At 47.3% G+C, this 26,399-nt stretch carries 21 protein-coding genes and 1 pseudogene; 7 read left to right on the top strand and 15 right to left on the bottom strand.

Translation table 11 applies throughout. The features are described from left to right. Positions 1-4: 4 nt before the first annotated feature. From DLM76_RS03020 to DLM76_RS03010, 3 genes are read right to left on the bottom strand one after another with little or no spacing between them, the layout of a single operon-like run. Positions 5-1,009, bottom strand: a complete 1,005-nt coding sequence (locus tag DLM76_RS03020) for an aminoglycoside phosphotransferase family protein (RefSeq protein ID WP_118964308.1) — start codon at positions 1,007-1,009, stop codon at positions 5-7. Between the two features lie 6 nt (positions 1,010-1,015). Beyond that, positions 1,016-2,527, bottom strand: a complete 1,512-nt coding sequence (locus DLM76_RS03015; protein ID WP_118955024.1) for a hybrid sensor histidine kinase/response regulator — start codon at positions 2,525-2,527, stop codon at positions 1,016-1,018. 31 nt (positions 2,528-2,558) lie between these two features. Then, on the bottom strand, positions 2,559-4,880 hold the full coding sequence (locus DLM76_RS03010; RefSeq protein WP_118964307.1) for a PAS domain S-box protein: 2,322 nt from the start codon (positions 4,878-4,880) through the stop codon (positions 2,559-2,561). Positions 4,881-5,064: 184 nt separating this feature from the next. On the opposite strand from DLM76_RS03010, the gene DLM76_RS03005 reads away from it, so the two are divergent. Next, positions 5,065-5,928, top strand: a complete 864-nt coding sequence (locus DLM76_RS03005) for an alpha/beta fold hydrolase (RefSeq protein ID WP_118964306.1) — start codon at positions 5,065-5,067, stop codon at positions 5,926-5,928. Here the strand turns inward: DLM76_RS03005 and DLM76_RS03000 are convergent. Continuing rightward, a complete protein-coding gene (locus DLM76_RS03000) occupies positions 5,925-7,124 on the bottom strand; it encodes a DegT/DnrJ/EryC1/StrS family aminotransferase (protein WP_118955027.1) in 1,200 nt (399 codons plus the stop codon). The genes DLM76_RS03005 and DLM76_RS03000 overlap by 4 nt on opposite strands. Positions 7,125-7,530: 406 nt before the next feature. On the opposite strand from DLM76_RS03000, the gene add reads away from it, so the two are divergent. Both add and DLM76_RS02990 read left to right on the top strand, forming a co-directional pair. Continuing rightward, complete coding sequence (add, locus tag DLM76_RS02995) at positions 7,531-8,859, top strand: adenosine deaminase (RefSeq protein WP_118955028.1); 1,329 nt, start codon at positions 7,531-7,533, stop codon at positions 8,857-8,859. A 69-nt stretch (positions 8,860-8,928) separates the two neighbouring features. Then, positions 8,929-9,339, top strand: a complete 411-nt coding sequence (locus tag DLM76_RS02990; protein WP_118955029.1) for a VOC family protein — start codon at positions 8,929-8,931, stop codon at positions 9,337-9,339. 8 nt (positions 9,340-9,347) lie between these two features. Here DLM76_RS02990 and DLM76_RS02985 read toward each other — a convergent pair whose 3' ends face one another. The 4 genes from DLM76_RS02985 to DLM76_RS02970 are packed head-to-tail and all read right to left on the bottom strand — an operon-like array spanning position 9,348 to position 16,175. Further along, positions 9,348-9,656, bottom strand: coding sequence for an LA_3781 family PerA/PerB upregulated protein (locus tag DLM76_RS02985; protein WP_118964305.1), 309 nt, complete (start codon positions 9,654-9,656; stop codon positions 9,348-9,350). 7 nt (positions 9,657-9,663) lie between these two features. Next, positions 9,664-10,044 (bottom strand): Bor/Iss family lipoprotein, encoded by a 381-nt coding sequence (locus tag DLM76_RS02980; protein ID WP_118964304.1) that lies wholly within the window; start codon positions 10,042-10,044, stop codon positions 9,664-9,666. Continuing rightward, positions 10,019-10,498: an LIC_10463 family lipoprotein gene (locus DLM76_RS02975; protein ID WP_241548167.1), complete on the bottom strand. Its 480-nt coding sequence runs from the start codon at positions 10,496-10,498 to the stop codon at positions 10,019-10,021. The genes DLM76_RS02980 and DLM76_RS02975 overlap by 26 nt, the downstream gene beginning before the upstream one ends. Position 10,499: 1 nt before the next feature. Further along, positions 10,500-16,175, bottom strand: a complete 5,676-nt coding sequence (locus tag DLM76_RS02970) for a beta strand repeat-containing protein (RefSeq protein ID WP_118964550.1) — start codon at positions 16,173-16,175, stop codon at positions 10,500-10,502. Between the two features lie 475 nt (positions 16,176-16,650). Between DLM76_RS02970 and ygiD the strand changes: the two genes are divergently transcribed. Further along, positions 16,651-17,421 carry a 4,5-DOPA-extradiol-dioxygenase gene (gene ygiD / locus DLM76_RS02965; protein ID WP_118964303.1) on the top strand — a complete coding sequence of 257 codons (771 nt, stop codon included), beginning with the start codon at positions 16,651-16,653 and terminating at the stop codon, positions 17,419-17,421. A gap of 4 nt (positions 17,422-17,425) precedes the next feature. Here ygiD and DLM76_RS02960 read toward each other — a convergent pair whose 3' ends face one another. The 4 genes and pseudogenes from DLM76_RS02960 to DLM76_RS02945 all read right to left on the bottom strand — a co-directional run bounded on the left by DLM76_RS02960 (position 17,426) and on the right by DLM76_RS02945 (position 21,273). Then, positions 17,426-18,937 carry an HTTM domain-containing protein gene (locus DLM76_RS02960; RefSeq protein ID WP_118964548.1) on the bottom strand — a complete coding sequence of 504 codons (1,512 nt, stop codon included), beginning with the start codon at positions 18,935-18,937 and terminating at the stop codon, positions 17,426-17,428. Beyond that, complete coding sequence (locus DLM76_RS02955; protein WP_118964549.1) at positions 18,861-19,877, bottom strand: DNA-processing protein DprA; 1,017 nt, start codon at positions 19,875-19,877, stop codon at positions 18,861-18,863. The genes DLM76_RS02960 and DLM76_RS02955 overlap by 77 nt, the downstream gene beginning before the upstream one ends. Continuing rightward, positions 19,874-20,743, bottom strand: a pseudogene (locus DLM76_RS02950) (tetratricopeptide repeat protein); the annotation flags it as partial. The gene DLM76_RS02955 and the pseudogene DLM76_RS02950, both read right to left, overlap by 4 nt. Before the next feature lie 182 nt (positions 20,744-20,925). Beyond that, positions 20,926-21,273 (bottom strand): DoxX family protein, encoded by a 348-nt coding sequence (locus tag DLM76_RS02945; protein ID WP_118955193.1) that lies wholly within the window; start codon positions 21,271-21,273, stop codon positions 20,926-20,928. 142 nt (positions 21,274-21,415) lie between these two features. On the opposite strand from DLM76_RS02945, the gene DLM76_RS02940 reads away from it, so the two are divergent. The 3 genes from DLM76_RS02940 to DLM76_RS02930 all read left to right on the top strand — a co-directional run bounded on the left by DLM76_RS02940 (position 21,416) and on the right by DLM76_RS02930 (position 24,036). Further along, positions 21,416-21,862, top strand: coding sequence for a GNAT family N-acetyltransferase (locus tag DLM76_RS02940; RefSeq protein WP_118964301.1), 447 nt, complete (start codon positions 21,416-21,418; stop codon positions 21,860-21,862). 219 nt (positions 21,863-22,081) lie between these two features. Further along, positions 22,082-23,194 carry an SGBP N-terminal domain-containing protein gene (locus DLM76_RS02935; RefSeq protein ID WP_118964300.1) on the top strand — a complete coding sequence of 371 codons (1,113 nt, stop codon included), beginning with the start codon at positions 22,082-22,084 and terminating at the stop codon, positions 23,192-23,194. A gap of 92 nt (positions 23,195-23,286) precedes the next feature. Further along, positions 23,287-24,036, top strand: a complete 750-nt coding sequence (locus DLM76_RS02930) for an LIC_13076 family protein (RefSeq protein ID WP_118964299.1) — start codon at positions 23,287-23,289, stop codon at positions 24,034-24,036. Between the two features lie 87 nt (positions 24,037-24,123). Here DLM76_RS02930 and ispF read toward each other — a convergent pair whose 3' ends face one another. The 3 genes from ispF to DLM76_RS02915 all read right to left on the bottom strand — a co-directional run bounded on the left by ispF (position 24,124) and on the right by DLM76_RS02915 (position 26,335). Further along, positions 24,124-24,609: a 2-C-methyl-D-erythritol 2,4-cyclodiphosphate synthase gene (gene ispF / locus DLM76_RS02925; RefSeq protein WP_118964298.1), complete on the bottom strand. Its 486-nt coding sequence runs from the start codon at positions 24,607-24,609 to the stop codon at positions 24,124-24,126. A 239-nt stretch (positions 24,610-24,848) separates the two neighbouring features. Then, positions 24,849-25,823 (bottom strand): quinolinate synthase NadA, encoded by a 975-nt coding sequence (nadA, locus tag DLM76_RS02920; protein ID WP_118955038.1) that lies wholly within the window; start codon positions 25,821-25,823, stop codon positions 24,849-24,851. Beyond that, positions 25,820-26,335: a hypothetical protein gene (locus tag DLM76_RS02915; protein WP_118955039.1), complete on the bottom strand. Its 516-nt coding sequence runs from the start codon at positions 26,333-26,335 to the stop codon at positions 25,820-25,822. Before DLM76_RS02915 ends, nadA begins: the two co-directional genes overlap by 4 nt. Positions 26,336-26,399: the final 64 nt, after the last annotated feature.

The following is a 26,399-nucleotide window of genomic DNA, read 5'->3' as shown; positions in this document are numbered from 1 at the left end:
TCTCTCAAGGCTTGAGTCCTTTTTTAAAGGAGGAATTCTCCAGAAGTTCTTCCTTTAAAAGATGAAAGAATACATACAACTGATCGGGAAACAATCCCGCCTGAACGATTTCCAATAGATTATCAAGCGCGCTCAAAATACTCGGTCTGTATTTATCCATCTTTTTGTCCGCGACTAGATAAAAGTAAGAACCTAACGCCTTATACGAACGCTGCAGACATTGAATGTAATAACATTCCTTGGATCTCGGGAAATTCTGTTCGCTCAACTTTAGAAAAAGCTGATAGAGTCCCTGCCGCATCGCGAAGGGAATCGGCCTGTATGCGTCGTAGAGAATGCTGGAAAGATCGTAGAACGGAGTTCCCATTCTCGCGTCCTGAAAATCGATCATGCAGATTTCATTTTGCGGATTGATCAGAAGATTTCTTCCGTGAAAATCCCTGTGACAAAAAACCTTGACCGGATATTCCGCGAGAAATGCGGAACATTCCTCGATGAAGATCTTCACTTCGCTTCGAAGCTGCGTCTTGAGATTGAATTGTTTCTGAAGCTTTAGATAATTTGAATATGTGAATTTGCTTTCGAACCCGAATTTTTCCACGTCGAATTCCCGGGAACTCACGGGAGGAATCGGATGCGTCTTTTGCAGTTTTACCAGAATCTCGATCGACTTTACGAGCCATTCCCTGTATTCCACGTCGTCCGTGATCGAAGTAAGATCCTTATCTCCTCCGTCCGTCATTAGGATCAAAAAGTGAATCAGATCTTTTTTGAGAATTTCGGGAACGTGAAAGTGTTCGTGAGATAAGAACTCCGCGACATCGATGAAGTCGTGTTGAAAACGAACGTCTTTACAGAGTATCAGCGTTCGATCCGCATATTGGACCCGGAAATACTTCCGATCGGAAGCTTCCAATGTGATCGGCGAGATCTTTTCGGGGAATTTACCGTCGTATTCCAAAAATTTCAGTTCTTGTTCGGTAAGGGCCGTTGCCGCAGCGTTGCTCATAGATGTTTATACCTTATCCGGAAAGACCAAACGGAATTCCGTTCCCGAGTTCGGTTCCGACTCGATTTCGATTCTGATTCCGTATTGATCGGCGATTTCTTTTGCGACGAACATTCCGAGTCCCGTTCCTTTTCCGATTCCCTTGGTTGTAAAATAGGGTTGATAGATTTTTTGAATCACTTCTTCGTTCATGCCGACTCCGTCGTCCAAAATCGCGACGATGGGATGATGATTTCTAATATATACGGAAATGCTAATGTTTCCCCGATTGCCGGTCGCGTCCGCGGAGTTCAACATGATGTTGGAAAGCAGGAGGGAAAGCTGATCCTGATTCGATTCGACCAGCACCGGATTGGGTTCCGGTTTAAAATGAATCACGCAGTGTTTGAGCCGCGAGGTTTTCTGAAAAACGTCGATCACGCTTTCCACCGAATCGTTTAGGTTGATCGGTTCGGAGGACTTTCTCAAGTTCTCGCCCGGTTTGCCGAGCTGAAGCAGGTTGTTCGTAAGCGTTTTGAGTTTGATCAGCTGACTCCAAGTGATCTGAATCGCCTTTTGACGCGTTTCTTCCGTGGAATCGGGAAGCCTTGCGATTTCGATATGACCCTGAATAGCCGTCAGGGAGTTGTTGATTTCGTGTCCGATGCTCGACGCGAGCGTGGAAAGGAACGCGCGTCTTTCCGCGTCGATGAGTTTTTCGGAAATCAGAAGTTTGCTCGTGATGTCCCGCGCGATTCCCGTGTAATAGGTTTGGCCTTCGATGTCGTAATAACAGATCGAGATGTCGTAGGTCCGCACTTCTCCGTTTTTGCTTTTGAGATCGGATCGGTTGATTCTCGCGATTTGTTTTCTCGCCTTGCGTTTGAGAAGCTGCGCCACCTTTTCCATGTATACGTTCTCTCTGCCGGGAGGAATCAGGATGTTGAAATGTTTTCCGATGATTTCTTCCTCGGGATAACCGAACGCGTCTAACGCGGCTTGATTCATGCTGGAGAAATTGAGGTTCTGGTCGAGGGTGATGACGCAGTCGCTGGTTGCGCTGAGAATATTATAATTTTGTAAATAAAGATCCTTGGCTCTCTGCGCGAGTTTCGTATTCTCCGTCGCCGACTTGATGAGGGTTTCCGCGTGTTGGTCTCGCGTTTCCTTTTCCACTTTGGCCTTTTCGAGAACTTCCAAGATGCTCGTTCTTCGGATCGGCTTGGAGATATAATCGAAGGCGCGGTTGCGGACGGCTTCCTCGGCGGTTGTGAGATCCGGATTTCCGGTCATTAAGATGACGGGAATGTTTTCGTTGATTCTGCGGATTTCCTTCGTGACTTCGATTCCGTTTTTACCGTTCATCACGATATCGGAAATCACGATGTCGATGTTTTGACTTTTGATGATTTCAAGAGCGGAGTCGTAATCCTTTGCCAGGAATACGCGATACCCTTCTCTGGAAATGACTCTTTCCAGAACCGTGCGGATTTCGGATTCGTCGTCGATCACGAGTACTGATGTTGACTTGGATTCCATAGGGCAACGCTATTTTACCAGAAAAACCGATCTATATGGGAAGGCGAATCAAAACCCTAGTCCCGTTTCCGGGAGATGAGTCCAAAGAGATCGTTCCGTTGTGTTCGGAAATGATCCTTTGCGAAATCGCAAGACCCAATCCCGTTCCTTGTTTTCCTCTTCGAGTCGTAAACAAAGGGAGAAACGCCTTGTCTCGAACTTCTTTCGTCATTCCTGGACCGTTATCTGAAATTGTAAAAAGAATCGAATCCCGATTCAAATGAAATTCTTTTCTGGCGTTGATCGTAATTTTGGGAGAAGCCGGTTTTACCTCCATTTCGGAGATTGCGTTGATCGCATTGACCATACAGTTGATCAAAACCTGTTCGATCTCCTGCCATGCGACGCGGATTTTCGGAAGATCGGGGCTTGCGATCCGTTTGAGTTCGATTCCGTTTTTTCTGCAGGAAACTTCGATCAACTCGCAGGCTCGAAGAAGAATGTAATACGGTGAAACGAGTTCCTTTTCCCGTGTTACCGTTCTTCCCAAATCCAAAAGGGATTTGATGAGGTCTCGGATGCGTATGCTTGCGGCTTCGATGCGCTTGTAAATTTTGAGACGTTCGACCGGATCGGCTTCCTCGGCTTCGATCAAATCTTCCAAATACAAAAGACTCGCTTGCAGAGGGTTGTTGACTTCGTGCGCGATCCCGGCCGCGAGTTCCCCGATGGAAGCGAATCTCGCGGTTTCGTAGAGTTGTTTGTCGAGGAGTTTTGTCTGCGTGACGTCCGAGAAGATCAGCATCACCGCTTCCCCTTCTTCCCTGTATTTTTTTAAAGGGAGAATCTTGATCGAGAAGAAGTTTTCCTCTCCCGCGATGAATTGGATCGGAAGATCCAAAAAGACGGCCCTTTGAGAATCGAGACAGCTTTTGATTCCGACCTTGAGTTCGTCCGAAACGTTCTCCGCAAATAGAGAAAAGAAATCCTCTCCGGGATTTACATTCAAAATTTGGAATAAAAGAAATTTGAGAATCGGCGCGACTTCGAGAATGATTCCTTCGGGAGTCAAAATCACGATCCCGTTGTTCATCGCGGAAAAAAGGTTTCTGAGTTTTATTTCCGAGGAACGGATCAATTCCTCGTTTTTCTTTTGTTCGGTGATATCGAGCAGGAGAAGAATCGTTCCGATCGAGTTTCCGTATTCGTCCCGGATGCGGGAAGAGGCGAGGAGCATCGGCGCCTCGATGCCCGGAAAAATTTTCATCTTGATTTCGGTTCTGAATTCTTCCTTGGAAAGGCGATCCAAAACCGAAGGCGTGAGGTTTAAGAATTCCTCGATCGGGAGATCGATGAAATCTTCTTTATAAACTCCTAATATTCTTTCGAGACTTCGGTTTCCGTAGGTGATGTAACCCTCGTCGTCCGTCGAGATCAGGGGAACCTCGATCGAGTTGAGAAGCGCTCCTTGGAACTGAAGTTTTTTCGAGTTCTCGATCCGGGTTCGTTCCGTCTTCGCGTTTTGAAGCGAGCTGTGAACGTCGGAGATGATCTCTTCATAGAGAAAATTCTCCCCCGAATCGAAGGCCATTCCTTCCAAGGAAAGAATTTCGATACCTCCGAGGAGTTGTCCTTTTTCCCGGATTCCGATCGAAAGACTTCTGCGGAATTTATGATCCGCGAACAGGGATTCCCAATCGGCGTATTTTCCGTTTCCGAATTCGTGGATGATGAAGTTGTCCTTCGTTTCGATCAGGTTCCGCATCGGAAAGGGAGCATTAGAAGAAATGAATGAATGAATCTGCTGTTTGAGAACCGGGTTCATGTCCCGCTGGCCGATGACCTGCAATTCTCCCTCTTTAAAAAAGAACGCCCAGACTAAAAAGTAATGCGGATTCTCCTTTAAAGTGTCGCAGAGTTTTTGAAAGACGGAACTTTCCGAAGTCAAGTATCTCAGGTTTTGTCTCAAGAGCCGGAGGGTTCTTAAGATACTTTGCATATAATAAAGTCTGAGTTCCGTTTGTTGGATCTCGGATCGATCCGTGAAATAAAAAAGAAAGACGTCCTTTCCTCCGAAGCTGGAGGTGTTGATGGTAAAGTTGACTAGCTTTCTTTGTCCGTCCTTATCCCTTAACTGCCAATAGACTTTGAGAGGTTCGTTGCGTTTGATCGTGAACGTTTCTCTCGGATTGTTCGGACTGGGAAGAATGAAATCGAGAGGTTTCCCGCTGAGTTCTTCGCTGGAATAACCGAGAAGGTTTTCGAGAGTCGGATTGACGTATAGAATTTTCTCCGTTTCCGTGTCTAAGGCGAGAATTCCTTCCTTAACCGGATAGAAGAAGGAATGAAGCACGGAAAGTAAAGAGTCGGGCATTCTGATTCCAGGTAAAACCTATATTGTATTTCGGATTACTTTCGATTCTTTGCAAGAATTAAATCCTGAAACGGGTAAACGGAAGGATTTACAGCGAGAACGGGGATGGAATTTTTGAAATCGGACCGGCTCTTATTCTTGTTCGCCGGAACTTTGCAACTTTTAACATAGAGAATATGCAATCATGAAATCGATGTACGGATTGTTCCTGCGCTACTATCACTGGAAAAAGAAAAAATACATGAAAGAGATTCTCGGGTTCGGGGATCTTAAAGCGGATATCGGGGGCAATTCGGTTTATTTTTTGGAGAAGAATCCGGACCGGAATAAGTCGATTCTGTTGATTCACGGGTTGCTCGATTCGGCTACGGGACTTCGTAGGGTCGCTCCCAAGCTGCGGCAGGATTATCGTATTTTAATTCCGGACATTCCGGGATTCGGAAAGAGCAAACTTCCTCCTCTCAAATATCTCTATCAAGTGGACGTGTTCGGTGATTTGATCTACGAGGCGATCCGCACACTGGATCTCGATAATCTCGTGTTAGGCGGACATTCTATGGGCGCTTTGATCGCGATGCATATCGCGTTGCGGGATCGGGAGAAACGGATTTCCAAATTGGTTCTGATTTCTCCCGGAGGAATTCCGCATCCGAAGAGGGACGAGATGAAAGAACTTCTATTTCCGAAAAACGAAGACGATCTCGTAAAACTGATCGAAGCGTTGTATTACGAAACTCCCGAACTTCCGGGAAGAATTGCGAGAAAGGCTTTGATCCAATCTTGGAACGAACTGCCCAATCAATTTCTGACGATCAATACGCTCGAACGGGAAGAAGAAATCTTTTTAGGCAAAAAACTCGGTGAGATTAAAATTCCCGCTCTGATCGTATCCGGCAAAGAAGATCCGATCACGGACGTAGCGATGACGAAGAAGCTTCATTCTTACTTGAAGAAGAGCAAGCTCGTTTTGATTCCCGATGCGAAACACGCCATCCACATGGAAAAACCGGAAGAGCTTTCGTTGGAAATCAATCGTTATCTGGATTAAAGCGCGTTGAAAATTTCTTTCACCGCTTTGATCACATCCTGAACGTCTTCGTCCTTCATTCCCGGAAACAAAGGAATCGAAAGCGATCTTGAATACATCGCGTTCGCGTTCGGGAAATGTTCCTTTTTAAATCCGAAACGGGAACCGTAAAACGGGTGTTCGTAAAGAGGAATAAAATGGAGACTCGAACCTATATTCCGTTTTTTTAATTCGGATGCGAAGATGTCTCGATCCATTTTGGAGGAAGCGCGATCCACTTCCACGCGGAAGAGATGCCAGGAATGTTCTCCGTCCGGAGCGGAAAGAGGCAGATGCAAAAACGGAAGATCGGCGAATTCTTTTTTATACAATTCGGCTATTGAAATTCTACGTTTCCAGAGATCGTCCGCTTCGGAAAGCTGAACGATTCCGAGCGCGGCGGCGACGTCGGTCATATTGTATTTAAAACCGGGGGAAACGACTTCGTAATACCAACCCGGGCGATCGTAGGTCTCCCGGTTGATTCCGTGGAGACGCATCAATTTGATCCGATCCGCAAAGTGAGAATGGTTCGTTGTGACCATTCCTCCTTCTCCGGTCGTGATTCCCTTCGTGGCATAAAAACTGAAAACGGTAAAATCGCCGAAGGTTCCGATCTTTCTTCCTTTGTGAACGGCGGGGAACGCATGAGCCGCGTCTTCGATCACGTATAGATGATATTCTTTAGCGATTTCTAATATACCTTCCATGTCGCAGATCACTCCGGCAAGATGCACGGGAAGAATCGCTCGTACGGTTTTTCCGGTCTTCTTATGGAAGAGGGTTCCGTTTTGATAAATACAGTCTCTTTCGATGGTGGCGCGGAGAGTTTCCGGGGTCATCAGGTTGAAGATCGGATCGACGTCGGTAAGAATCGGTTCCGCGTCGAAGTAACAGATGACTTCCGCGGTCGCGGTAAACGTTACCGCGGGACAGATGGCGGCGTCTTCCCGGCTCATTCCGATCGCCTCGAGTGCGAGATGAAGGCCCGCGGTCGCGGAGTTGAGAGCGAGCGCGTATTGGGCTCCGGTGTAACGCGCGAATTCTTCCTCGAATTCTTTTACCTTAGGACCGGAGGTGATCCAGCCGGATCGTAGAACTGCGGAAACTTCTTCGATGGCCCTTTCGGAAATGCAAGGCAGTGCGAATGGGAGAAAGGTTTTGCGTGCTGTAATCATAAATCGGACATAACCCCCGGTGCTTTTTTAAGCTTCGGCAGATTTGGATTTTTCCTGAGCAAGAAATGGGGAGAAGCGTAGGAACTACTACAAAATCTTTTTCGGAAAATTTGCGGCCGCATCCCGCTGAAGCGACCCATAGGGAGGGAAAGCGTTGAGTTTCCCTTCGCGGACCGGGCCGACTTCGGGCTCGCGGAGTCCCGCTCGGTCTTTCAGACCAAGCCCTGCTGTCCCTTGCGGTTGGAAGTGTAGGAACTACCACTGAGCTTGCCTTGTTTCAGATTGTTTATCTCAAGCTTCGCTTGAGAGCCAACGGTGACGCTCTGCTACCTTTTGGCTATCTCGCTTCATACGTGTCGCTCGATATAGAATTGAAATCTTTTGCCCGGAAATATATTTTGCCTTAGTGGCGTTAACTTTTGGAGAGATTTTAGATAGAATTCGGATCATCGATCGCGATGTAACCGAGTTGAACCGCCTGAAATCCAGGCTTCCCGCCGACCGTCCTTATTCTTCTTCCTTACAGATTTCTTTCGACAAACAGATCAACGAACTCTTGAACGAAAGGGTCGGGCTCATGGAACTCGAGGTTCTGGACCCTCCTTCTTGGATTTTAGGAGTTCCCACGGCCGGTGTTCCTCAGGAAACTCCGGTCCCGATCAAAGGGCTTTTTCCTTCTGGAGATCTTTCCAAGGAGAAACCCGACGACCAGGATGTGATCAACTTCCTGCGGGAACTCCCCAAGACCGAAATCCATCTTCATCTCGAGGCCTGCGTCAACAAAGACACGATGAAACAGTTGATGGCAAAGAACGGGATCAGCGTTTCGGACGAAGAATTCGAAGCGAAGTTCAACTTCAAGGACTTGAACGGATTCATCCAAGTATTCTTTTTTATACAATCACTCGTGAAAGAACCCGCGGACTTTTCCTACTTTGTCGGAAGTTTGGCGGAATACATGCGGGCCAACAACATCGTTTATACCGAAGTATTCTTCGCTCCTTCCAAGTTCATCCAAAACGGACTCGACTTCGAGGAGATGATCGACTTTCTCGTGAACCGCATCCGTGAAGAAAAGGAAGCCGACGGAATCACCATACGCTTGTTAGTCGATGTGTCGCGTTCGTTCGGACCGGAAAACGCGATGAACAACCTGAACCGCGTTTTAAAACTCAGACATCCCGAAGTGATCGGGATCGGTTTGGGCGGCGCGGAACTGATGGGACCAGCGCGGGATTATCAGGAAGTTTTCAAAAAAGCGAGAGAAGCGGGACTTCGCGTGGTAGCTCACTCGGGAGAAGACGACGGCCCTTGGGCGATCTGGGAAGCGGTAGAACTTCTCAAAGCGGAACGGATCGGACACGGAACTTCCGCGATCCAAGATCCGGAACTCGTAAAGTATCTCAGAGAGAATCACATCCCCATCGAGATCTGTGTGACGTCTAACGTGTTTACGGGAAAATACGTCCGCAAAGAACAGAATCACCCGGTTCGATACTACTACGATCAGGGACTTCCTCTCAGCGTGAACACGGACGATCCGGAAATATTCAACGTAAATCTTACATACGAATATTATAAACTTTGGAGATTCTTGGATTTCTCTTTGGACGAGATCGTGGATCTGATTCGTCAGGGTGTTTTCGCCTCCTTTCATCCGAACAAGGAATCGCTCTGGGCGGAAATGGAAAAGAAAATCCAAGCTGTGAAAGCGAGATACGGTCTTAAAAGATAATTAATACTGATTCAAATTTCCTTAGAATTCTTCTTTTCAAAATTTTTTTGAAAGGAATTATCCGGTTTCATGCAGCCAAGAATCAACATCATCACCTTAGGGGTAAAAGATTTCGAAAAAGCGGTTCGTTTTTATGAAGAAGGACTCGGATTCCCGCGCATGAAGTTCGAAGGAAACATCGCCTTCTTTACGTTAAACGGAACCTGGTTCGCTTTGTATCCGCTCGAAGACCTCGCCGAAGACGTCGGAGTTCCCGCAAAGGGAAGCGGTTTTCGGGGATTTACGCTTGCATACAACGGACATTCCAAAGAGGAAGTGAACGAAGTGATCGCAAAAGCGGAGAAGGCGGGAGCGAAAATTGTTAAGCGACCTCAAGACGTTTTCTGGGGCGGTTATTCGAGCTACTTCGAGGATCCCGAAGGATATTATTGGGAAGTCGCTTGGAATCCTGCGTTTTATCCGGGACCGAAAGATTCCTGATTCTTGAATCACCTTTTGCAAAACACTTGGACGGTCCTTCGGGTGTAGATTCCACCGATCGTCCAGTGAATCACGTTATCCCAAAAGTTTCTTTGGATGAGGATCTGGGGTTTTCCTTCCTGACATTTCACCTCGGGCGTATCGAAAGACTCGATCAAACCCACGGCGTAACCGCCTTGTTTATAGGTCTGATCCGCTTTGGTTTCTACCGGAAATGCGACCGCTTCGGATGTATTATAAATTTGTAATGTGGTATTGTGACATCCCGCCGCGGCTCCGATCAAAATCGCAAAAAGGATAGTTTTCAAAAATCTCATATAGTTCTCAGTTGTAGCAGATCAGATCCAGAGTCCGCGGTGAATAGATTCCGAGCGTAAGCTGTTCGTAGAGCGCGTCGAAAAAAGTGGAATACTGATGCGCTTCCTTCACTCCGTTCGGACAATAGCTGACCGCGTTCACCGGATAGTTTTTCGGACTCATTCCCCAGAAATAAAAGGACTGAGGAATCACGTGCATCTGCGACGGCTCCGCGTTCAACCGTTCTCTGTCCTCCAGCGCGGCCCTGCACTGTCTCTGCGCGGACGGATTTAAACAGGATTTGGGCGGATCCTGCGGAAATCGGACGCGTGTGTGCTGACATGCGACGAAGATTCCCATGAATAAAAGCACGATCGTCGCTTTAACGATCGGATGTTGAGTCGACATCTATATAACCTTTCCCGAATATCCCTGCAAATAGATTGAAATCGGATTCTTTTTTGTTTGTGGCCCTGAAAACGGTCAGTCGATACGTTCCTTTTTCCAGGGATTGGATTTCGATTTTGCAGGAGAATGTGTTTCCTGAATTCGTGTTTGCACAGGAAGTCTTTGAGTCGAAGGGAAATTCTTTTTTGATCAATTCGAGTTTCAGATCGGAACTCACGGAATCGATTTGAAAGACTCCACGCATATTCTCCGATTGTTTGAGAATAAATTCATAAGTTTGAATGTTTCTTCCCGGTTCCATTCTTCCGTGAACGAAGGATTGAAGCCGAATCATTTCGTTCTGATCGTTCGTCGTAAACGAAAGTCGTTCCGAATTTCCCTCTTCTCCGCAGAGAACGAAGCAGATTAGAATTAGCACGGTAACGATCAGTGATAAGGTTTGTCGATGTAGCATATCAATTATTCTGTTGTCTGTAAACTCGTACGGGTTGATTGTTCTTTCCGACGCTGACGTAGATGTAGTTCATTCCGGCGTCCGCTCCAGAAATCGCCGAGTAGATTTGACGGTTGGTTGCGTCGCCTAAACCGCTTCCGCCTACTTGTTCCCAAGCGTTCGACGCGCTTCCCGGATTTGCGATATTGGTTCTCCAGATTTGGATTCCGCTTTCGTTGTCAAAGCCGACGTAGAGATACGATCCGTTCGCGACCACCATCGTCATACTGTGGTTGGAAACGTTTCCGAAATTCGTGAAGCCGTTTCCGTCGTCTCCGACCACGGACCAATCACCCGCATCGCACAAAGTCGAGTTTCCGCTCAGACTTGGATCGCACTTCCAAAGCTGCGGTCTTCGATTCGTATAGGATCCGTTCGTACAACCTGCGATCGTTTGAACCGATCCTCGTAAACCGGAGTTGTCCTGAGGAGTCACACAGATCGTTCTTGTGACATACATTCTTCCGTTAAACTCCGCGAACTGAGAGAACGCCTTATCGCCCGGAATCATATCGTAGTATTTCGTAAGTTCGAGAGAGAACCAATTGTTGTTCGATCCGTTATGCCACTTCGCGTCGCTTCTCGGGGCGGCATCGACCCAACCCGGACAACTGTCCGTTCCGTCGCAGGGAGTAGGGTTCCCGCTCGTGGAACGTATTATACTTCCATTGTGTAACGAATTCGGAAAGCCTCCGTTTGCGGCGTAGATTCTTCCGTTAAAAACGAAGAGCGAATCGATTCCCACATAGTAAGCCCAGTTGATCGAAGAGTTGTTTCCTTCCTGAGAACCGCCTCCGAAGTAAGGCATTCTATCGATTCTAAAACGATCTCCGCGAGAACCGTCGTTGGCGTTGCAGTTCGAGCCGATCGTACATCGCGTGGAGTCCGCTGTATTGAAAGTGATCTTACCGAAGTCCGGAGAATTCGAACCTTGATTTCGCTTAGCAAAACCCGCGTAGATCCGATCGTTCAAGACTGTGATCGACGAAGTTCCCGCGGTAACCGTTCCGGTAATCGTTCCCATATCGATGTATTTGAAGTCCAGTCCCGAATCGGTATCGGAAGAATAGTAGAGATAATTAAAGTTCTCCGCAGATCGGGAACCCGCCATCAGGATATGAGCCGTTCCACCGAGTGAACCGGTCGCGAATACTCCTCGACCGTCTTCGTTGTCCGGACCGCAACCGGTCGCCTGATTCGCGTTGTTGAGCGTGCAACCCGTATGACCGATCGTCACGTACGGAGGAACTCCGATTCCTCCGTCTCTCGTCGAAGCGCTGTTAGACGATACGTTCGAAGTTCCCGAAGAGGAAGTCGTATCCTTGGTAAAGGAGAACGATACCGACTCGGGAGAAGTTCCGTCGTAATTAAATCGAACGGCTTGGTTTCCGTTCGTGTTCGGTCCGATATAAATCCGATTGTTGTATCCCGTGAGATAACCGAAGGAAGAATCGTCTGCAAACGGATTGGTCGCAACGGGCCCGTCCGTGAAGTTTACGGGAGAACTTCCGCAACCGATAAAGCTCGTTCTATCTTTCGGAGAAGATTGTAAATTCTCCGTATCGGATGAGTTGCGAATCGCTCCCCAAGACGCGTTGTCGAATCCGTCTCCGTCCAAGTTGTTCGCCGCGATGATCGTATATTGACCGCCGGACTGAGATAAGGAATGCGTAATACAAACTTTGGAGGAATCCGCGGCTGCTCCGCCGCAAACGCTTCCGTCCAAAATTTTCGCGCTCGTGACGTTTCCTAAGGAAGAAACTCCCGTAAATTTATACCGAAGTGCGCACTGTGTTTGATTGGAACATTCCGCGGACTTAGCGATGTCCGCTCCCGCAAACAACGGTTTGGAGAAGGATACGATCACTCTTCCCACGGTGTTGCAGACCGCGCCGAAAATTTTGAGTTGCTCTTGTCCCGTAAAATCGGCGTTATTCGGACAACCTAAAAGATTCGGAGCGAAGGAAAGATCGTGAACACCCGCTTTGTTTACGACGAGCGTATATGTTTTTCCGGAAAGCTGCGAAGTAGACAACGTAATCGTAAACGTGTTTCCGCTTCCACTGATGCCGCTCAGCGCAAAATCGCCCGTTTGAGAATTTCCGGTAAAGTCCGTATTGTCCGAACAATTTCCGGTAAAGGAAGAACTGTTTACGATCTTATAGTTGGATAAGGTCAATGCCTCCGTGTTGTTTACGGATTCTGAATATACCACTCGGATCGTAGTCGGCGATAAGGAAACGGCGGACGTGATCGTAGGAGGCGTCGTGTCGATCGCATTCACGGTAAGAGTCGTATTTCCCGAAACGGAATTGTAAGTCGCGGAGATGGTAGGACTTCCCGCGGAAATTCCCGTAGCCAAACCCTGCGTTCCCGACGCGTTGCTCACGGTTGCCATGGATGGATTCGAGCTTGCCCAGGTTGCGGAAGAAGTTAAGTCCGTAGTCGTTCCGTCCGTATAGGTTCCCACCGCGGAGAATTGCCGAGTCGCGGTCGCGTTGATGGTCGGATTAGTCGGGGACACGGCGATCGAAGAAAGAATGGCCGCGCTTACGGTGAAGTTCGTACTGCCGGTGATCGAACCGGAAGTGGCCGTGATCGTGCTGGTTCCGATTTGAATCGCGGTCGCTCTTCCCACCGTACCAACGGCGTTTGAGATCGTAGACGAAGCAGTGTTCGCGCTTACCCAAGTTACGGAAGAAGTCAAATCCTGCGTGGATGCGTCCGTATAAACTCCGAGCGCTGTAAATTGCTGCGTAAGACCTTTGGCAAGACTTCCGTTTACCGGAGAAAGTTGAAGAGAGACTAACGTTGCTGGTGTGACTCCGAACGAAACGGTGTTGCTGTTTATGGAATTATAAACCGCGTAAACATCGGAAAAGCCCGTGGTCAATGCGGTCGCCAAACCCATAGAGCCGATCGCGTTGCTGATGGAAGCCACGCTCATATCGGAAGAATACCAAGTCGCAAGAGAAGTAAGATCCTGACTCGTGCTGTCCGTAAAAATTCCGGTCGCAGTAAATTGTTGCGTAAGTCCTTTCGCCTTGGAGGGAGAAGGCGGACTCACCACGATGCTGACTAATTCCGCCGCGGTAACGGTCATCGTAGCGGGGGCGCTCTGGATGGAATTGTAGATTGCTCGAATATTCGAACTTCCTAAAGTAACTGAGAGCGCCAAGCCTTCGGAGCCTGCCGCGTTTCCGATGATCACCTTGGAAGAATCGGAAGAAACCCAAGTGGCAAGAGTGGTCAGGTCTTGGGTCGAATTGTCCGAATAAATACCGGTCGCGGCAAATTGTCTCGTAAGACCTTTGGCGACGAAAGCGAGGCTCGGCGTAACTTGAATCGAAGTCAACACGGCGGCGGTCACGTTCAAGCCGGTGCTACCGGAAATGGAACCGAGAGTTGCGGTCATACTCACACTTCCCACTCCGACTGCGGTTGCAAGACCTTGCGATCCTGCTGCGTTGCTTATGATCGCTCTCGAGGAATTGGAAGAAGACCAAGAAACAAGATTCGTAAGATCTTCGGTGGAGTTATCGGTATACGTTCCCGTCGCGTTCAGTTGCCCCGTTAATCCTTTTGCAAGGGAAGAATTACTCGGCGTAACGGCGATGGAAACGAGTTCCGCAGCGGTTACCGTGAACGAAACGGAAGGACTGGTCACGGAACCCAAAGTCGCGGAGATATCGCTCGAACCGGAAACAAGAGCGTTCGTAAAACCTTTGTTCCCCGCGACGTTCGAGATCTGCGCGATCACCGTATCGGACGAAGACCAAGTCACTTGCTCGGTTAAGTCCTGCGTAGAGTTGTCCGTAAAAATTCCCGTGGCTGAAAAATTCTCCGTAAGTCCTTTTGCTTTCGAGGAAGAAGCGGGAGTGATTCCGATAGAAACGAGTTCGGCTGCTGTTACGGATAACGTAGACGAAGAGCTAGTGACGGTTCCTAAATGAGCGGTGATATTGGTGGAACCGATCGAATTTCCGAATGCGCTTCCTTCGCTTCCCGTCGCGTTTGAAATCGATGAAACCGTCGGATCGGAAGACGCCCAAGTTACGGAAGTCGTAATATCCGCGTTCGTAAGATCCGAATAAATCCCCGTAGCAAAAAAGGAACGAGTTAATCCTTTCGCCAAAGAAGGATCGTTCGGGGTGACTTGAATCGAAGTAAGAATTGCGGAAGTAACCGTAAAGGAAGTGTTCCCCGAAATCCCGTCAAACGTTGCGGTAATCACGGCGCTTCCCGTAAACAAAGTCTGTGCGAATCCTTCCGAACCGGAGACGTTAGACACGCTTACTGCTCCCGAAGAGGAAGTCCAAGTCGCCAAAGTCGTCAGATCCTGTGCGGTGTTGTCCGTAAAGATTCCCGTTGCGGTAAATTGCTGTGTAAGTCCTTTCGCTTTGGACGAAGCAGCGGGAGTCACTGCGATCGAAACGAGGGTCGCTTGTGTTACCGTAAAATCGGTAAAACCTTCGATTCCTCCGATGGACGCGGTGACTACGACGCTTCCTTGGTTGAGCGTCGAAGCCAACCCGTTGTTCCCGAATACATTCGAAATCGTTAATATGTTCGTATCGGAAGAAGTCCAGGAAACCTGATCGGTAATGTCGATGCTCGTATTGTCGGAAAGAATTCCGGTCGCGGTAAAATTCTGCGTCAGTCCTTTCGCACGGGAAGAATTCACCGGCGTAACGGAAATTCCAACGAGCGTCGCGGACGTCACCGTCAGTCCGGTGGAGCCGATCACGGAACCCACCGAAGCAAAAACGGTCGTGGAACCCGTATTCGAACTTTCTAATAAACCGTTCGATTGAACGGAAGCGATGCCTGTGTCCAAAACGGTCCAAGTCACGGACGAAGAAATGTCCTGTGTGGAATTGTCCGAAAAAACTCCGGTCGCAGTCAGCTGCTGATTGGCGCCTAAAGGAAGACTTGGATTGGCCGGAGTGACTTGAATGGAGGATAAAATCGCCGAGCTTACGGTCACGGAGGCAAACCCTTGCTGAGAACCCCAAACGGCCCGAACATTCGCCGTTCCCAAATTGAGGCCCGTAACCAAACCGGAAGCGTTGACGCTTAATAAAGAAGAATTGCTCGTAGACCAAACGAGCAAAGGATCCGTGGAAAGGTCTTGATTGGAACCGTCCGAAAAGATACCGATCGCAGAAAATTGGCGACTCGTACCTTTAGGAAGAGAACCGGAATCGGAGCTGGATACTTGAATTGAATGTAAAACGGCGGAAGTAACTGTGATCTTAAACTCCGCGCTCAAACTTTGATATTCCGCCCGTAGCGTCGTTTCACCGGCGGAAATCCCTCGAACGGAATTTCCCTGCACCGCAGCAATGGACTCCGAAGCAGAAACGATAGAAGAAGAGCTCGTAACGTCCTTGTTCGTTCCGTTATCGAAGATCGCGGTGACGTGAAGAGTGGTGTTTGTTCCTTTAGCAATGGAAGAATTTTCGGAACTTAATTCGATGCGAGTCAGGACCGGATCGGAAGAACCTCCGGGAAGAAAGAATAACGGAGAACTTCCTTTTTTCCCGGCCGCTAAACCAATGGCGCCCGTAAGCATCGGCCAAGCCATACAACGTTGAAAAAAAACGGAAAGGAAAATCAAAACGAAAATTCTAAACATGATCAAATAGGCTTGGTGTATCTTGTTTGTTGTCTTTTTCGACGTTTGCATCCGTGTAAATCCGGCAATCGGTTTATTTTTTTAGCTTAAGGGGATTATTTCGAAATAGATAAGAGACTAAGTGTTTGTCCCGGCAAAGCAAAGTACGCAAAATTGGTTCAAAATGCCATAACTTTGAATTAGAGTTCATTGTGCGCCTCCGTTTTGAATCGGTTTCGGATCTATGTCCCGAAGCAATGACCGAATAACGGACCGATTCTTCAGAATGATAACGCAAAAATTGAATATTCAAAAAAAAGAATATATTTGATTTCTGCGAACGCCGAAACAGCCCGTAGATTAAGTCTCGGGTTTTAAAGGTCGAACATGAGAGCCTAGGAAAAAAATTTCAAAGGCGCGATCCAGATCTGGAAGTTATGGAGAATTTTGACAAAAGTACGTTTCTTTTTTGAACGGTTTATGTCTAAGTAACAGTATGAACCCCGTAGTATTTTTCGGTCACGGTTCCCCGATGAACCTCGTAATCCAGTCGGACTTCACTCGAAATCTGGAGGAATTCGGTTCCACACTTAAGGATGTCAAAAACGTCCTCGTCGTATCCGCACATTGGAAAACGAGAGGAACTTATGTGACCGTTTCCGATCCGCCCGAGCAGATTTACGATTTTTACGGATTTCCTCAGGAGTTGTATGAGGTAAAGTATCGTCCCGCCGGATCGCCCGAACTTGCGCAGAGAGTAAAAAATCTTCTGAAGAGCGTAGACGTACAGACAACGACAGAATGGGGGATCGATCACGGAAGTTGGGGAGTTCTCTATTTTCTCTTTCAAAGGGCAAATCTTCCCGTGGTTCAACTGAGCATCGACGCGAATCTGAGTCCGGAACAGCAGTACGAGATCGGACGCGAGCTGCAGCCTCTAAGGGAAGAAGGAACCTTGATTTTGGGAAGCGGTAATATCGTGCACAATCTGAGAGCCGCCGACTTCCACAACATGAACGCGGTTCCGTCCGATTGGGCGATCGAGTTCGACGAGTTTGTCCGTCAGTCATTGGAATCCAGAAACGACAAGGCGATCCTCGAGTTTCAGAAGAAGGGTGAGATCGCGAAGTTATCCACGCCGAGTACGGAACATTTCGAGCCGATTTTTTACGTGTTGGGAGCGATGAAACCGGAAGAAAAAGTGAAGTTCATACATCACAGTTTTCAGAATCGATCCGTATCGATGCGGTCCTTCACTTCGGTTTAAAAAATCATTCTTCGTCGCCGGAAAGAATCCATTCTTTGTTCGCGAGAGAATTGGAAACCTTCATCAGATCCCGATCGGGATCGATGAGGACCTGGCTTTTTCTTCCGTTTAACGAAACCATAACGTCCGCATAAACCGAAACGTCCTGACCGGTTCTTTCCTTTTCCGTTTTACCGATCCAGTGTGCGAATTGAAGAATCATATCCGGTTGATAACTCATCATCAGTCTTTGAATTTCGTTGAGATGCGATTCCGGGAGAATCACGTTCGTTTCTCCGGTTTGCTGATTTACGACCCGAAAGGAAGCGATCCCGTTTTTTTGAACGAGCATGATCTGCCAGGAAAAACGAAATCCCTGTTCCGTCCAAAGATGATTTCCAGGATATAAAAAATGCCGGAGAGGAAACGCGCATTGAAAGAATACGTAAAAAATCCAGAAGTATCGCAGGGACCGATCGGATAAAAGAATCCCGAATTTGCCGCGGATCGTTTTCGCTTTTGCGAAAAGAAACGATTCGGAAGCGTTCGATTTGGATTCTAAAAACGTAAGAAAGGATTCGATGAAGGCGAAGAACGATTTCCTAAAGTGGATCGGAAAACGAGTCCATAAGAAATGCAGAATGTTCTCCCGATCGGGAAGCATTCGTTTCGACTCGAGAAACTGGAACAGATCCACGGGCCATTTGGGCGAAAAGAACAAGGTCGCGTTTAAAACCATCACCCAAGGGAACATTCCGATCGGAAATAACTTCCAAGTCAAAAAATGGAATATTAAGACTAATGAATATCCGAAGGCTCTCGTTCTTTTGTTCAAAAGAAGAAACGGAACGCTCAGGTCGAAGATCAATCCCGCGTAGCTGAAAAAATATCCCGAGGCGGGCATGGAAAGCGTAGGCCCGAAAATCGGAATGTCCGAATTCCGTAAAAGCCAAATCCGAACGGGTTGCGCGTCGAACAACCAATCCGGGACGAGTTTTCCGATTCCTCCGAAAAAATAAACGACGCCGACTTGAAAGCGGAGGATGTAAAGGTTCCATGCAGGAATCGGATCGATCTCTTGAATCGTGCGACTTTTGAATATTCTAAAAATATGAAATACATTTAGCGCCTTGTCCGCCGGAATCCAGATCAAAAGAAACAAAAGAAGACAGATCAGATAATAGTGATTCAGGTAAACGGCGACTTCCAGAAGGTTGATATAAGAGAAAATCAGAAAGAAACAAAGCACCGAGACGCGATAAAAGATTCCCAAAGAGATACAAACCGCGAAAAAGAGAAGCGAAACGAAAAGAGGATATAAAATCCATGCGGGAAGAACCCCGATCCAGGAAAGACCGTAGAATTTAAAATGAAATACCGGGTCCAAAAAATAACGGGAGATCCATCCGTTTGAAAAATAACGAAATGCTAATATAAAAAGAAGGACGCCGAGGACGATTCTATAAAACCCCAGGGACCAAGCCGGGACCGTTTTCAAATCCGGGGAGAAGAGGTTGGAAAAAAGTTTTTCTCGCATAATAACCGGAACCGATCGGTTTCCACTCGCCAGAAAAGCGCTTCTTTGAAAGTTCTGCAAGCATTCCCGGGATTTTCGATTGAGAATCGGGTAAAAGATCGTTGATATGAAAGACTTCTCGCATCCCCAAAGAGATGATTTGCAGATCGAGACGTTCCGCTCCGTCTTCGATCAAAATTTCTCCGCCTTGATTCTGAGATTGGAGCGGATCGGAAAACACGAAGATTCTCCGGTTTTGTTCGAGAGCGTTGCAGGCCGAGGAAATCGCTCCCGATTTTTGAGGCGCTTCCACGATAAACACGTCGCCGCAAAGACCGGTCACGATTCTGTTTCGTTTAGGAAACGAATATTTCATCGTTTTATGACCCGGAGGATATTCGGTGAGAATCAAAGTCCGATCGGAGGACTTCATTCTTTGATAGAGTTTTTTGTTTTCAAAGGGATATTCTATTTCCGGTCCGGTTCCCATAACTCCGATGACGTCTAACGTATTGTCTAAGGACGCGTGCATGACCGCCGCGTCGATTCCTTTGGCAAGTCCCGATACGATCCCCGAAAAACCTTGTCGCTTTAAATAAGTGGGAAATAACTCGCACGCATATACGGAAATCGGAGAAGGATTTCTCGTTCCGACAACCGCGGCGACGTTTTCCCGCAAAACTCCCAAGTTTCCTTGAAAAAACAAAAGCAAAGGAGGATCGTAAATTTCCTTTAAAAGGGAAGGATACCGCGGATCAAAGATCGTAAAGGCGGAAAAACCGGTTCGTTCCAAGGCGCGCGGAATCGTTTCCGAAGCGGTAAGCGCGCGATCCAAAACCGCCGCGGGAAGAAACCGTTCCAGATACGGAATCGATTCTTCCCAAGAATTCACGATTTCGAATATTCTATTTTTATGAAAAAGCCTTGCGACGGCGGAATCCGAAAGGACGAAGGGGTTCATTCTTCCTTGGATGCGTTTTCGATCTTTTTCAGGTTTTGCAGAACGTTTTGATACGAATCGTTCTTTTCGAGGCCGCCTCGAACAAGACCTGCGTCGTTCAGTTCTTCGATCGTCTTTTTGACCTTGAGATATTCTTCCTTGGAATCCTCGACTTTTCCGAGTCTGTAAAGAAAGTTCGCCTTCGCAAAACGCGCGGGAACGTTTCTATATTCTTTTTTTATAATATCATCGATGATGCGTAGCGCCCTGTCCTGGTCGTGAAAACCGGCGGAAACGCCTTCCCAAGACGAATCCGGCATGGAAGAATCGAAGTAAATCAATGCGAGCTGATACGGAAACCGCGAATCTCTCGGATCTTGGATTGCAAGGTGCGTAAACAAGTCGATCGCGATCTGTCTTCGAGTCGTTTCCCAGCCTCGATCTCTCGAAGCGTTCGCGTATGCGAGCGCGGTTTCGAAAAGAAGTTGTTGATCGACCGGTTTTAACAAAAGCGCTTTTTCGAAATACGGAATCGCTGGCTCGAAAAAATGAAGTTCGGCTCCGACGATCTCCACCTTCTTCCCTTCGTTGTTTTCCTTCAAAGCGCGGTTGTAGAATTTCACTCCCATATCGTAATCGCCGATCTTCATATAACCCTGCGCGATCTTCCAACTCAAAGCGCCCGCCGATCTTGTCTTCTGCGCCATAGAGGAGATTTTCTTTTCCAATTCTATGATCTCGGCTTCTTCCATCGCGAGTCTTTCCTTCCACGCTTCCAAGTCCTCGACCGTGGGAGGTCGATCGCCTCGGTTTTGAAATCCGAAATTTTTGGATCGTTCGCAGGAGACGAACACGAACACGGATAAACAAAGTAGGGTAAGAATGCGGAGAATTTTCTGAATCATAAAACTTCCTCGAAACGGACACAAGGTCCTAATGAGAATATCGGTTGAACGAAAAATTCTCATCTTCTTAAATGATGCGGTTTCGGAAATTGAATCTGCGGTTTGAATTCTTAGAAAAAAAGAAGAAAAAGCGAGGTTGAAACCCCGCTTTTTTAGAAAAGAAATTAGTCTTTTGTGCTGCCCGCGATCAAAAGAGCGGCTCCTAAAAGGGAAACGTCTTTCAAAAGAGCGACCGTGGAAGCTTGGTTGCCCGCAGCCGCGCCGGGAAGATGTACCAACACTACGAAAATTCCCAAAAGCACCGCGAGAAGAATCGTCGCGAGATGGGTTTTGATTCCCGTGATGATCGAAACGGATGCCGCGATCAACGCCAAACCAATGAGATAAACCCAAATTACGGGAAAGGGAATATAAGAAGGAACGATTCCAGCCATCGCTGGACCGGAGATAAAATGGAACAATCCGAAAATCGCGAAGGGGACCGCATAGACGATTTTACCTATTTTTTTCATAGAGACTCCTTGATTCAGTTCTTTCGGTGAGAATTTTTTTTTTCGAAATTCCGATTCCTCCGAAAGGTAAGTATTGAATCCTGATTGAATATTGGACTTCTGCAACTAGAATTTGACTTAAAAACGAGAACGGTTTTCCGAAGTGGAAGCGAGAATTCTAAATAAAACGGATCTGGATTGGCTCTTTGTCTTGGAAGCCGAGTGTTTTGGAAGCGGCGCTTGGACAACGGAAATGTTATATTCTCATCTCGAAGAAGCTTCCGCGATCGGAGCGACTGATCTCTGTTATATTCTTTACAAACTTTCCGGCGAAGAGATCGAAATCTATCGCGTCGCCGTTCATCCTCGTCATCGAAAGAAGGGAATCGCGAAAAAACTTTTGGATTATCTTTTGAATTCCGAAAGGGAGAAGAGTTTTTTCTTGGAAGTGAGTTCACTCAATCTTCCCGCAATCGGTTTGTACGAAGCCTGCGGCTTTCAAAGAATCCACGTGCGAAAACGTTATTACGAAGACGGCTCCGATGCGTTGATCTACAAAAAGGCGTCGCCGGACGTTTCCGAAATCTTCAACTTCGAAGTGCCGGATTAAAAACCGAATCCGTTTCCGCGATCGTAGTTCGGATCTTCGATCACTCGAACGGGGGATTTTTCCGCGTTCTTGCTTTATTCAAAAATTCTAAATGAATTGGGTCATGTCGCATTAACGGGAGAATTGGAAATTTTTTTCGTTAAGCGTCCGTTAGGACCCCTTTTTTAGCTGAAAGTTATTTCCGATCGGTATACACTGCACCTATTGGAAAATTATAAAATGAAAAGAATTTTGTGTACAGTCCTTCTCTTGTTATTTTGCTCCTTCTTGTCGAATTGTTTTTTAAATCCTCTATCTCAGGCGGTTTCCGAAACGTTCTTTCCCACAAAGGAAGAATGTAAGGATTGCGATCAGCAACGGATTCTCGCTGCGGCCGCCGCCGTCTTTCGTCCGAATATACAAGGTATCAACGCGTTCGCATTCGATCTCTCGACGACGCTTTCGAATAACGAATGTGCAAGTGAAATTTGTCTGGGGGGATTTACAGATTCGGTTTCGGACGCTACGATCACGGTAACCGTACCGAACGGGATCGTGACGAGCAACCTAAAGGCGACGTTTGCGATTGCAGCGGGCGGCAAACTCGAAGTGGACGGAGTGGAACAGGTTTCCGGAGTAACCGCCAACAATTTTACTAGTCCGGTCACTTATAAATTTACGGATCAAAGTGGAGCTACTAAGAATTATACGGTAACGGTCAATGTCGCTCCTTCCGGAGATCCGGTGAACGGAACGATCATACTCACGTATTCTGGAAGTATCGTATATTTGACGAAATGTACTTATGGGCAAGTTTATCGCCCCGGTTTCAATGATTGTAAAGGTAAAGGAAGTGCCTCCGATAATTACGGCGCGATTACCGATTCCTTGATCTTTTGCACCTCCGATGATAATTCCTGCGACAATGGATCTTCCCTAACTTCCGGACCTTTGATTACCGCTTGTCAAAGTATGGAAAACGAGCTGCCAGCGATGAAAGTTTTGGGCGGTATGTATTCTCCGGTCGCTCCCCCGGACTTCAATGTTTACGGGAGTTCCGCATCCGGAGCTTTGATGTCGGGATGCCCCGGCTTTAGCCCAACCGCCAATCCGTGCTCTGGAGGAGGAACGGGAGGAAACCTCTGCAGTTCCGGGTTTAGCGGAGTGGCGATCAATTCCACTTTGTTTCCGGATTCGTACGAGGGTGATTATTGGACTTCGACCGTATGTTCCGCTACTTTGGCGGCAAAGGTTTCACTGATTGCTCCGGGACTGACCAATGCGTCTTTAAAAAGTAATGTGAGCGCCTCTTCGAAAAAAGCCTTACGTTGTATCCGGGTAAATATGTCATAAAAATAGAATATTGTATTTGTTGAATGTATTTAAATCCTCCGTTTACGGAGAAATACAAAAAGGTTTTTTGAATTCCGAGGTTGATTCCTAAAATGAAAGTTACGATTCACGTTTTTCTTCTTTCCATCCTGACTTGCGGGTTTCTATTCGATTGTAAAATCGATCAGCGCATCAGTTCCGATAAAACTCACAGAACCGTTCTTGCCTCCGAGGACGCCGCCGGCTGCAAGGTCGCTTCCGCGGAGCCGTTGTATGCGTTCTTATTCGGCTTAGTTCCCGTGTTTCGAAATCCCGAACCGATCCCCGCACCCGGACAAACGTTACGCGTCACCGAGTTCACCAATTGGAAGGATTATGCCGTAACGGCGATCGGAGGTTGGGCGATCACGTTGGTTCGTCGAACCAGAACGATCGAGTTCTGCGAAGAAAATTTATTCGCCAACAACTGGAATCCCGAAAAGGTTTCGATCGATCAAACCCTTTATCAAATGGCGATGACCGGAAAGGCGGTCGTTCATCTGAGATCGGGAGATCCTTTGATTCAGGTGAAAATTCTCGGATTCGACGATGCTTCCATCGAAGTCGAAACCATGGTTCCCGATCCTAAGGGCGGTTTTATCGATCGCGCGTATTTACGCGACGGAACCACCATCGACGGAAAACAGATCGGACAGGACGACAAGGAAGTGACGATCGAGAATCTGGAAGGCAAAAAGATCACCATCCAAAAGTCGACCCTTCATAAGATCGATATGCGCGTTCCGAAAACCATAAAAGAAAAGAAGAATATTCCAAAAACGGAAATTGCTCGGATCGCGTTCGAAGATTCGGCAAAAAAGTAATGGAACCGGGGCTCCGGTCGCTCGGCGATTTTCGGTTGTAATGGGATAGAATGAATTCGATCGCAATCCGTTTGTGATCGAAGGATGTTAGGCTTTTTTTCCCAGAAGGATCGTGCAGAAGGTGCCGATTCCTTCCTGTCTTCCCAAGGCGCCCATCTTTTCGGTCGTGGTCGCTTTTACGGAAACGCAATCCGCGGAAAGATCCAGAAGGCTACTTAAGGATTTCCTAATTCTTTCTTTAAGAGGAGCGATCTTCGGTCGTTCTCCGATCACGGTGCAATCCACGTTGACGAGCGCGAAATTCCTTTCCTTCATCAATTCCAGACATTTGAAAAGAATGATCTTGCTGTCCATGTTCTTGAGTTTTTGATCCGTATCGGGAAAGTATTGTCCGATGTCGCCTAATGCGAGCGCTCCCAGGATCGCGTCCGAAAGCGCATGAAGGATGATGTCCGCATCCGAATGGCCCACGAGCGCAAATTCGGATTCGCACTCGATTCCGCCGAGCATCAGGGGCCGTCCCGGGTTGATCTCTAATTTATGAAAGTCGATTCCGTTTCCGATTCGATACATTTTGAATATTCCCAAATTATGATGTTTTAAATCTCCGCCGGTTTGTTCGTTTGCCGATTTTCATTTTTTTTAAAAAGCAAGTCTGTTTTTGCGGCCTTTATTTGTTCCGACAAACGGTCCTGCGTAAAACGGCGCCGGGGTCGGCATCCGCTTGCGGTCCCGATTGGAAAACGAAGGAGTTCCTACTTTACAAAATTCTCATGCATGCACGCGGCCTTTTGAACAGAACATAGGAGTTCCTACTTTTTAAAGGAAAGATCCAACATTCTTTGCACGGACATTCTTCCCTTTTCGATCACTTCCGGGTCGAGATGAATCTCATACTGATCGTATAAAAGCGCGTCCCTGATTTTTTCGAGAGTGATCCGTTTCATGTGAGGGCAAACCTGACAAGTGGAAACGAAATGTCTGTCCGGAAACTCGGAACGAAGATTGTCTCCCATAGAACATTCGGTGATAAGAAAGATGTTCTTTGCTCCGGACTTCTTAATGAATTCGCTCATCTGCGAAGTGGAACCGGAATAATCCGAATGATCGACGACTTCCGTTTTACATTCGGGATGCGAGATCACAGTAACACCGGGAAATTGTCTTCTCGTAAGTTCGATGTCTTCCGCGGAATACATCTCGTGAACCATGCAGCTTCCGGGATGAGTGATGATTTTTTTCTTGGTAAGATTTTGAACGTTCGCCGCAAGATAACGATCGGGTAAAAAAATCACGGTATCGCTTTCCAACGATTCCACGACCTGCAGCGCGTTCGCTGAAGTGCAGCAAATATCCGTTTCCGCTTTCACGTCCGCGGTGCAGTTGACGTACGTAACGACCGGAACTCCGGGATATTTTCGCTTCAGATCGATAACGTCTTGTCTCGTGATGCTTTCGGCGAGAGAACAACCCGCTTTGAGATCCGCGATGAGAACCTTTTTTTGCGGAGACATAAGCTTTGCGGTTTCCGCCATGAAGTGAACGCCGTTGAAAAGAATGATATCCGCGTCGGTGTCGGCGGCGACCTTGCTTAAATAAAGAGAATCGCCCGTGATATCGGAAACGCCGTGAAAGACGTCCGGCGTCATATAATTGTGACCGAGAAGAACCGCGTTCTTCTCCTTTTTCAATCTTTGAATTTCTTGGATCAGAGGAAGTTTCGCTTCCACCTCATGTTCCATATAAGTGCTCTTCAGAGCTTTTGTTACTTCGTCGAGGGTTTTCATGGGTAAGGCCAATAGGTAGTAGTAGTCGAAATTCCTTTTAACTTCGGATAGGAAGAATCCATTCCCGTGTTACAATTAGACTGGCACTGCCTCCAAAGATTCCCGCTATTTGAGGAACCGGAACGTTTGGCGGTGACGTAATCGGTCTCGTTTTCAAAGGAACAGGATGAGCCCGAGGAATAACTTAAATAGAACGTGGAATTACACTTGCTCCAGCAGCGGAGAAGTTCCTCTAAAATTTCTCTTTTTTGCAGGCTCGCAGGTTGAATTCCGTTTTGGAACCGATCCAATTCATTACTCGAGCATTTCTCACTGATCGTAACGGGGGATTTCAAACAAAGATTTTCCTGAGAATAATAGTCCACACAGGCCGGGTTGGAACCCGAAGCAAGAAGCCAGCTCAGAAGTTGTTGATTCTGAGTGTTATCTTCTTTTTTGGAAGCGATACAACCCATTGTGAATCCGATCCAAAATAGAATCCAAACGACTTGTTTGTGCGAAGCAAAATTCATTCCGTTTCAATTTCTTTAACGAGAAGCCTCGATACAATCAAAAAAATGAAACGCGGGCGTGAAG

It is taken from the genome of Leptospira yasudae, from assembly GCF_003545925.1.
Taxonomy (GTDB): domain Bacteria; phylum Spirochaetota; class Leptospiria; order Leptospirales; family Leptospiraceae; genus Leptospira; species Leptospira yasudae.
This window is presented reverse-complemented; position numbering and strand designations above follow the sequence as displayed.